General features: G+C 64.0%; 7 protein-coding genes. 2 read left to right on the top strand and 5 right to left on the bottom strand.

Annotated features, from left to right (window positions below):
* Window positions 1–289: 289 nt before the first annotated feature.
* The 5 genes from SB4_RS14890 to SB4_RS14870 form a co-directional block, all read right to left on the bottom strand.
* Entirely contained in the window at window positions 290–1,411 is a 1,122-nt protein-coding gene (locus SB4_RS14890) for an ROK family transcriptional regulator (RefSeq protein ID WP_058753192.1), read from the bottom strand.
* Between the two features lie 77 nt (window positions 1,412–1,488).
* The gene (locus tag SB4_RS14885) at window positions 1,489–2,748 is read right to left on the bottom strand and encodes an MFS transporter (protein ID WP_058753191.1); all 1,260 of its coding nucleotides are present in this window, start codon (window positions 2,746–2,748) and stop codon (window positions 1,489–1,491) included.
* Between the two features lie 11 nt (window positions 2,749–2,759).
* Complete coding sequence (locus SB4_RS14880) at window positions 2,760–3,464, bottom strand: acid phosphatase (RefSeq protein WP_058753190.1); 705 nt, start codon at window positions 3,462–3,464, stop codon at window positions 2,760–2,762.
* Window positions 3,461–4,234 carry a DUF1868 domain-containing protein gene (locus SB4_RS14875; protein WP_058753189.1) on the bottom strand — a complete coding sequence of 258 codons (774 nt, stop codon included), beginning with the start codon at window positions 4,232–4,234 and terminating at the stop codon, window positions 3,461–3,463. Before SB4_RS14875 ends, SB4_RS14880 begins: the two co-directional genes overlap by 4 nt.
* The gene (locus SB4_RS14870; RefSeq protein WP_058753188.1) at window positions 4,231–6,861 is read right to left on the bottom strand and encodes a TonB-dependent receptor; all 2,631 of its coding nucleotides are present in this window, start codon (window positions 6,859–6,861) and stop codon (window positions 4,231–4,233) included. The genes SB4_RS14875 and SB4_RS14870 overlap by 4 nt, the downstream gene beginning before the upstream one ends.
* 483 nt (window positions 6,862–7,344) lie before the next feature.
* Here SB4_RS14870 and SB4_RS14865 point away from each other — a divergent pair, with 483 nt between their 5' ends.
* Complete coding sequence (locus tag SB4_RS14865; protein WP_153006249.1) at window positions 7,345–7,608, top strand: tyrosine-type recombinase/integrase; 264 nt, start codon at window positions 7,345–7,347, stop codon at window positions 7,606–7,608.
* Between the two features lie 131 nt (window positions 7,609–7,739).
* The coding region (locus SB4_RS20605) for a helix-turn-helix transcriptional regulator (RefSeq protein ID WP_153006248.1) at window positions 7,740–7,865 on the top strand (126 nt) is incomplete at its 3' end.

Raw genomic sequence — 7,865 nt, 5'->3', positions numbered from 1 at the left:
CGAGAGCGCCGAGATCACCCGCCGATCATCTACCCGCCGGGCTCCAGGCTGGTTTTTCGGCAGATGCAGCTCGATCGCCGCCCACGCTTCATCCGACAACCAGAATAGCGCCATGCCTCATTCCCCCTGATCCACACGCCAGTGAATCAGGAAAACTGTCACCACTCAAGATGCTGATTGGGTTTGGACCCTAGAATACGATGGTATTTCGAAAAGAACGCGCTTGTTCCCGGTCCAGAGAGCGGCGTTGAGCTTCCTCTGGGTGTTATGATCCATCACGGAGGTTCCGTTAAAGTAGCACCCTATTAAAGCAGAGGGCGCTTGCTCCGAGTGCAGCGGCGTCTCCCGCCACTTTCGATACCAGCAATTCCGGGAATTCGCGGTCGCGCCCGCGGACCGGCACGCTGTAGTAGGATAGGCGTGCCGCCAACCGGTCGGCCAGAAAAGAAGGGAGGCGTCCGCCAATGACGATCACGTCCGGGTCGATGATGGCGCCAATCGCCGAGATGATGGCGGAGGCCGTCGGGGCCGATCGCTCCAGCCATTTTTCGATCGTCGCGTCGGCATCGGGCAGGTTCGCCAGCATGTCGGCCAGGCTGTCGTAGACGTGCCCGTCTTCCCCCAGCATCGCGCGCAATGACGCCAGCGTCGGTCGATCAGCCCGCATGGCTGGCGGCAGCATGCCGGTGAACTCGCCGGCATTTCCGCGGCTGCCGCGCAGGAGTTGCCCATCCTGAACGATGCCACCGCCCAATCCGGCATCGATATAGAGATAGGCGAGGCTCGAGGCCGTTTCCCCTTGGCCATAGATATATTCGCCTAGTGCCGCCGCATTTCCGTCATTGTCGACGACGACCTCCAGTCCGAGCGCCTGGCCCAGGTCATGCCCGAGATCGGCGGTGGCCCAGTCCTCCATGCCGAGCGGCGCGTTGATCCGCAGCGGATCGCGCACGAAGAAGCCCGGCAATGCGAGGCCGAGGCCGCAGAGCCGGTCGGGCGGTACGGCGGCATCCTCGACAAGCTGATCGATCAATCCGGCGATGGCCGCGACTACCTCTTCGCGCGATGCGCCAGCGGTGGGCGCGGTCCGGGATGCGACGACGCGACCCGACAGATGCACAAGATCGACCGTCATCATGTCGGCGCGGACCGCGACGCCGAAGGCGTAGGCGGCGTGCGGCGCGAGCGACAGCGGGAGACTGGGCTGGCCGGTCCGGCTCATCATCACTCTGTCATCGGCGATCAGCAGCCCTTCGCGCAGCAACTGGTCGACGAGGCGACTGACGGTCGGCAGCGCCAAGCCCGATCGACGCGCCAGTTCGGCACGCGACAGCGGGGCATCACGGCGGATCGCGCCAAGCAGGTCGCGCTCGTTGGCACTGAGGGCGCGGAATGCATTGTGCTGCCACATCGCCCGTCCAAAGCGTGGGTTCGCCGCACCCGCCGGTTTACGCACCAATGTCCTCCGATCACCTTAAGTAACGACGACTATGTTAGCATAGCGTCGCGCTGTCCACGGCGGACCCATGTCAGCGCCGCGACGACGATCGCTCCAACCAGCGTTGCGGCGGCCATCATCATCGCCAGCGCGTGTCCATCGGTTCGCGCGAACCCTCCGTCGAACATCGCGCCAACGGCAATGATCGCGCAACCCTGCGCCGACTTGGCGATCGCGGTGAAGCGGCCGATGGTCGCGAGCGCATCGCCCCGCGCGCCCAATTGGGCAATGCCCGACCACAGCACGAACAGCACGCCGCCCGCCCCGATACCGTACAACAGGGCTGCCGCCGCGCCGACCGCCAACACCCCGCGCGGTGCCGGTACGAGCATGCCGCTTCCGACGACCATCATCGCCAGCGCCCATCCTAGCAACGATCTTGGTCCTGCACGGTCGCTCGCCCTGAGCCATACCGTTTGGGAGAGTACGGTACCGGCTGCGACCGTACCCAAAAACGCGCCCGCGGAAAGCCCGCCGCCCATGCCGTACATCGCCAGATAGGGTTCGACCTGACCGAAGATCGTCGTCACAATTGTCAGGACGGCCATCATCGCGGTGAGGTAGAGCATATCATGTGCGCGGGCCGGGCCAGGGACCGTCCTAACCATTTGCAGGGGACGCTCGGGCGTGATGCGCGCCAGCATGACCGCCCCGCCGAGCGCCATCGTTACGAGCACCACGACCAACAGCAGAAACGACGTGTCAGGACGCGTGCCCGCCATGACCGGCACGAAGGCGATGGCGAGTATCGTTCGGGCGATGGCGCCCGCCGCGTTGCGCACGGCGGTCAGCCGTCGTCGCTGTTCGTCATTCGATGGCGCCAGCGCGAGCAGCGCATTCTGCGGCACGTCGAGCAGCGCATAGGCGGCACGGAAGCCGAACAGCGTGACGATCCCGGCGCCGAGCCTGATCGTCGGCGGCAGAAACGCAATGGCGGCAAACAGCAACAGCGCGCCGGCGCTGGCAAGTGCGCCCCAAACCTGTAGCCGTGCAGACCCGGTGGCGGAACGGAAATCGCTTACCCAGCGCACCAGGACCAAGTCCGCCAGTCCTGCGAACAGCAACGAACAACCGATCGCCAGTCCGGCGTATAAGGGGGCGACCCCGCAGATTTCGGTCATGAAGAAGGTGAAGTAGAGGTCGCTTGCGGCCCAGAGGAGCGTCTTGCCTCCGTGAGCGGCGCCGTAGGTCCAGGCCAGCGCACGGTCGGACGTCGCGCCCTTGGCGGGTAGCGCGCGACGTTTTCCCATCGGATCATCTCCTATCCTGCGGGGCCGAGTTCCCGCCGCGCCGCCTCCAGATCGGCACGGAACCGCGACGATCCGTGCAGCACAGCAACGATCGCGGCCGCAGCCTGCCGCCCCGCCTCGACCGCGCTAACACTGTGTGCGCCGCAGATGACGCGGCTATTACCATATTCGCGGCCACGTTCGAGGATCGCATCGGCGCGATCGGGCCGAAGCTCGGCGAGGACGAGCGCGACGGACGTTCCCCAGCTGGTGTGGCCAGACGGATAGTCGAAGCTGTGCGACAGCTGGTCCTTGTCCTCGCAGACCGGCCCGGCGTCGCTCAGGAACGGCCGTCGCCGTGCGTAGATCGGTTTGACGGCGTTCACGGCCGCGGCGACGTCCGGTCGCATGACGGTCAAAAGGTGCGCCAGCGCCGGATAGCGCTCCGGCGTCAGCGGCAGGCCCATGGCCAGCGCATAGTCGCGCATGATCGCCTGGGTTCCCTCGTCGACGTCGGCGGTCGCCATGCGCCAGCGCGCGCTGCCGACGTCGGGGCGTCCGATGCGGAACATGGCGCGGTCGCGCGCTTCCAGGGGAGATCCGGGCGTTGGTGGCGCTGGCAAGAACCGGCGCAGATCGACGCCGTCACCGCTCAGATAACGCTGGGGCGGATCGGCCCGCGCCGTCGTCACCCCGGCCAGTGTCAGCGCCAGCAGCGGAAGGGCACAGCGCATCATGACAGGAAGAACTGGCGCTTGAAGGCGAACATGTCCTTCAGCAGGCAATATTCCGGATTGCCCAGCATGATGATCGGCGCGCGGCGTGCGATCATCACTTTCCATGCAGCCAGCGAGCGACGCCAGGCATCATCCTCTTGCGGGGTCAGCGGGGCGACCTGATAGGCAAGCGTGATATGGAAGCGGTAGCGATCGTGATCGGGCTCGCGAATGCCGGTCACCTCGGCGAGCCGGTCACGCAGCCTGCGCAGCCGCGCCTCCATCGCGTCGTCGGCGGGCAGTAGCCGTACCGTCAGCGGCGTCTCGCTGGCGGGCGGCGGCTCCAGATTGACCCGCATCCGATACGGCCCGGCCTCGTCGCCGAGGCGGAATGCACGCAACCGCTCGCCCAGAATGCGATCGCAATCCGCCATCGGCAGGTCGAGCGGCAGGCCCGCTGGCCACAACGAATAGCGCCGCGCCTTGTCGTTCGCGGTCCCGAAGATCGTCATGTGATAGCTCGACGGCGGCAAGGCGGTCACCTTGCGCGCCCATGGCTCGCCCGGCAGCGCGCGATAGACGTCGAGCAGCGCGTCGAACGCTTCCGATCCCGCGCCCTGCTGGGGCAGGTGGCAGATGATCGTATTGCCCGCGAACGGCAGCACCCGGCCATCGGCGGCGAACTTGCGGCCGACATCGGGTGGCAGCCGGTCGGCCGCCCCCCCTCGTGCAGCGGCAAGGCCCGCCAGCGCCAGTCCGCTCCCCTTCAACATCATTCTCCGCGTCGTCATAGCTTCACCTTCGCGCCCACCAGGATCTGCCGCGGCAGCTTCCAGGTCGATTGCAGCAATTCCTGATCCCGCCCGTAGCGCTGCTCGATCCCCTGCTTCGTCAGATTCAGTGCGTCGAAGCTGACCGTGAACCCGGGCGTGACGTCATAGGACAGCTGGAGATCGACATTGTTCGTCGGCTGCTGGAACCGGTTGGCGTAGAAGCCGGTCGGGGTAAAATTGGGGAAGCGATCGTCCCACAACCGGCTGAGATGGTTCCAGGCAAGACGGCCGTGCGCCGCCCCCTTGTCATAGGACAGTGCCGCGTTGAAGATCCGCGCGGGCTGGTTGGGCAGGTTGTTGAAGACCCGCACCGACTGATCGGTCAGGGTGATCGGGAAATAGGCGCGCCCGAACGAGGCGTTGCCGCTGACCGCGAAGCCGTCGAGCGGCGCGGGCAGGAAGCTGAGGTCGTAGGATGCGCCGAACTCGACGCCGTAAGCGCGCACGGTGCGATCGGTGTTGCGCGCCTGCGTCACCAATACCGGCACGCTCACGCCCTGCACCGTCTCGAGGGTGCCGAAGGTGAAGACGTCGTCCTTGATCCACTTGTAATAGGCGGCGACGCTGATGATCCCGCGACCGTTGTCGATATACCAGTCATGCCCGATGTCGAGATTGGTCGCGCGGCGCGGCTTCAGGTTCGGGTTGCCGGTGGTCAGCGTCGGTGGATTGCTGATCGTGTTGAGCACGCCGCCCCGCAGCGACGAGGCGCCGAAGCTCGGACGGCTGACCGTCATGCTGGCACCGACGCGCAGCTTGCTGGCGTCGCTGGTGTTGAGCACGGCCGAGATCGACGGCAGGACATTGGTGTAGCTGTTGCTCGCCGAGACGGGCGCATAGACGCCGTTGGTTGCCTGGGTGCTGCTCGATCCCGTCTGGGTATGCTCGACGCGAACGCCGCCTGCGACGAACAGCGAGTCCGTGCGATACTGCGCCTGTACGAACCCCGCCGCGACATCCTCTCGGGTGCTATAAGTACCGCCGGCCTGCGCGGCGGTGTCGATGGTTGCGGTGGCGCCAGTACGCGCCGCGGCGAACAGGGCGTCGACCTTGCCCGGGTCGATCGTGGGGATCGGCGTATCACAGACGAAGCCGCAGAGCGTGCCGCTGGCAGCGCTCGCCAGTGTATAGGGCAGGCTGGTATAGTTGGTGCGGGCCAGGCTCACCCCTTGCCGGATGACGGTGAAGCGCGCACCGGTGATCGCGCCGAATCCGCGATCCTCCGCCCTGGCATTGAAGCCGAGATTGGCCTGCAGGTCGTAACGATCCTCGTTCAGCCGGTAGCGCTCGTCGCGATGAAGATTCGCGGCGTAGAGCGCGAGATTGCCCGCAGCGGTCGGGTTGACCGCCGTGAAGAGCGGCACGTTGCCGCTGGTGTCATAGGCATATTGCAAGCGACCTTGCGCAAAGGCGTCGACCGTCTGCGGGTTATCGACGCGGCTGTGCGACCAGCTCGCGCCGACATCACTGCGCCAGCCATTGCCGAGATCGCCCTCGGCGCGGGCATAGACGCCGTAGACGTCGCGCTGCCAGCGATAGCGACCGAGCTGCGCGGTCTGCGTGACGTTGGACAGCGTCCCGCTCGTCGCCGTCTGGTTGGCGACGGCGGCGGAGGACTGGACCGCCGCGTTCAGGTCGTTGCGGAACGAGCGCTCGCTTTGATCGAAATAATAGGTGCTGACGAAGGCGGAGACCGCATCGTTCGGCTTCCAGTCGAACCGCCCTTGAAGGCCCAGCCGCTCACGCTCGTTCTGATAATTATAGTAGAGCCGCTGCGACGGCACCGCATAGCCCGTGCCGCCATAGGGCGTCGTCAGCGTGCCCGCCGCAGTGTACCAGTTACGCGTGCCGCCGGTTTCGACCTGCGGCACGTTGATCTGCCGCTTCCAATAGGTCGCCGACAGATAGAGTCCGAATTGGCGATCCGGCCCGAACTGCGTCGCCCCCGCGATTTCCGCCTGGCCACCGAAATGGTTACCGCCATTGCCCTTGCTGTCGAGCGCCGCGCCGCCCTTGACCGAGGCGGTCAGCGTGGCGCGCTTGAAGTCGAAGGCGCTGGCCGTCACGAAATTCGTCAGGCCGCCGATGAAATTAGCGTCGTTGGACGGCAGCGCGGATTTGATGACGTCGATATGCGAGGCGAGGTTCGAGGGCAGCACCTCCATCGAGATCTGCCGCCCACCCGCCGCGCTCTGGCCCAGGTTGATGTCCGTCGAGGCAAGGCTGAAGCCGTCGATCAGCAGGTCGTTATAGGTCTGGTTGAACCCACGCACGATCACGAAGCGGGGTTCGCCTTGATAGAGCAGCGTGTTGACGCCGGTCACGCGCTTCAATGCGTCGCCCGCGTTGAAATCGGGCAACTGCCCGATCTCGCTGGCCGATACGGTATCGATGATCTGGTCGGACGCTCGCTTGATCCGCACCGCCTTTTGATTGGAGGCGCGCGTGCCGGTGACGACGATGTCGGCGCCATCAGACGCGGCAGCAGGTTGGGCTGTCGAAACCTCCTGCGCGTTAGCGGTCAGCGGCAATGTCAGAATGAGAGTCGAGCCGAGCAGCAGCGCCCGGCGGTAAGCGCGAATCATGGTCCCTCCTGTCGTTGGGAAGAGACTAACTTATGGTTCGTTACTATTGCTAGGGTGTGACAGTTGTCAGTGTGTTAGGACCTTCTCCAAGCCGACCGAACCCGTCCCCGTGATGGCATTGCGATGGGGATCGGTGGGAGGCATTCTCCGCTTGGAACTCATGGTGGAAATCCCACCGTGCCGATCACGCCAATTGGGCTAATGAGCGTCTTCGCGGTGCACTTCCCCCAAATCTGTTTCCGAATGCATTCCACAAAAGCACCGAGAAGACGGGGAACCGGCATAAGCGCATTCGCCCCCGGCGGCGTGTTTCGGAAGGGCGATTCGCATGGTGAGCGACTGAGGTCAACCATACCGCTATCGGGAACTGAGCTGCTACGATGTCCCCAACAGACGCTTGCCATATTGGAGCGAGCCAAGGCTTTGAATCAGGATGATTGCGACCTTGTGTTCCCCAGCCTGCGAGGGAAGGTCTTATCGGATATGACGTTATCCAAGCTTGTCAGGGAGCAGGGTATCGACGCCGTACCCCATGGCTTCCGTAGCAGCTTTAGAGACTGGGCCGGAGAGATGACGAATCACCCCCATCAGGTGGTGGAGTTTGCCCTAGCCCATACGATCCGAAACAAGGTGGAGGCGGCCTATCATCGCTCCGATCTGCTGGATAAGCGAAAAATTCTGATGGCGGATTGGTCTGACTATGTTTCGAAAGCGCCTTCAAAAAACGCTGATGTTTCAGGTGATTGAAGGGACGATTTTTGTTTTCGTCATCATAAGTAATTTTGTTTAGAGCACGAAAATTGTCGAGAAAAATCAGCATATTGACGCTGTTTGAAAAATGAGATTTCGAGTGTTCATCAGGTTTTTGGAGAGCCAAAATGAACACTCAAATTCTTCGCCGTCCTGCTGTGGAAAAGATGGTCGGCCTAAGCCGTAGCTCCATCTATGCCGCGATGGACCGAAACCTATTTCCTCGTCCGATCCAACTAGGGCTGAGACTCAAT

The organism is Sphingomonas sanguinis (assembly GCF_001476905.1).
GTDB classification, from domain to species: Bacteria; Pseudomonadota; Alphaproteobacteria; order Sphingomonadales; family Sphingomonadaceae; genus Sphingomonas; species Sphingomonas sanguinis_B.
The sequence above is the reverse complement of the archived record's forward strand: the minus strand, read 5'-3'. Positions and strand labels throughout refer to the sequence as shown.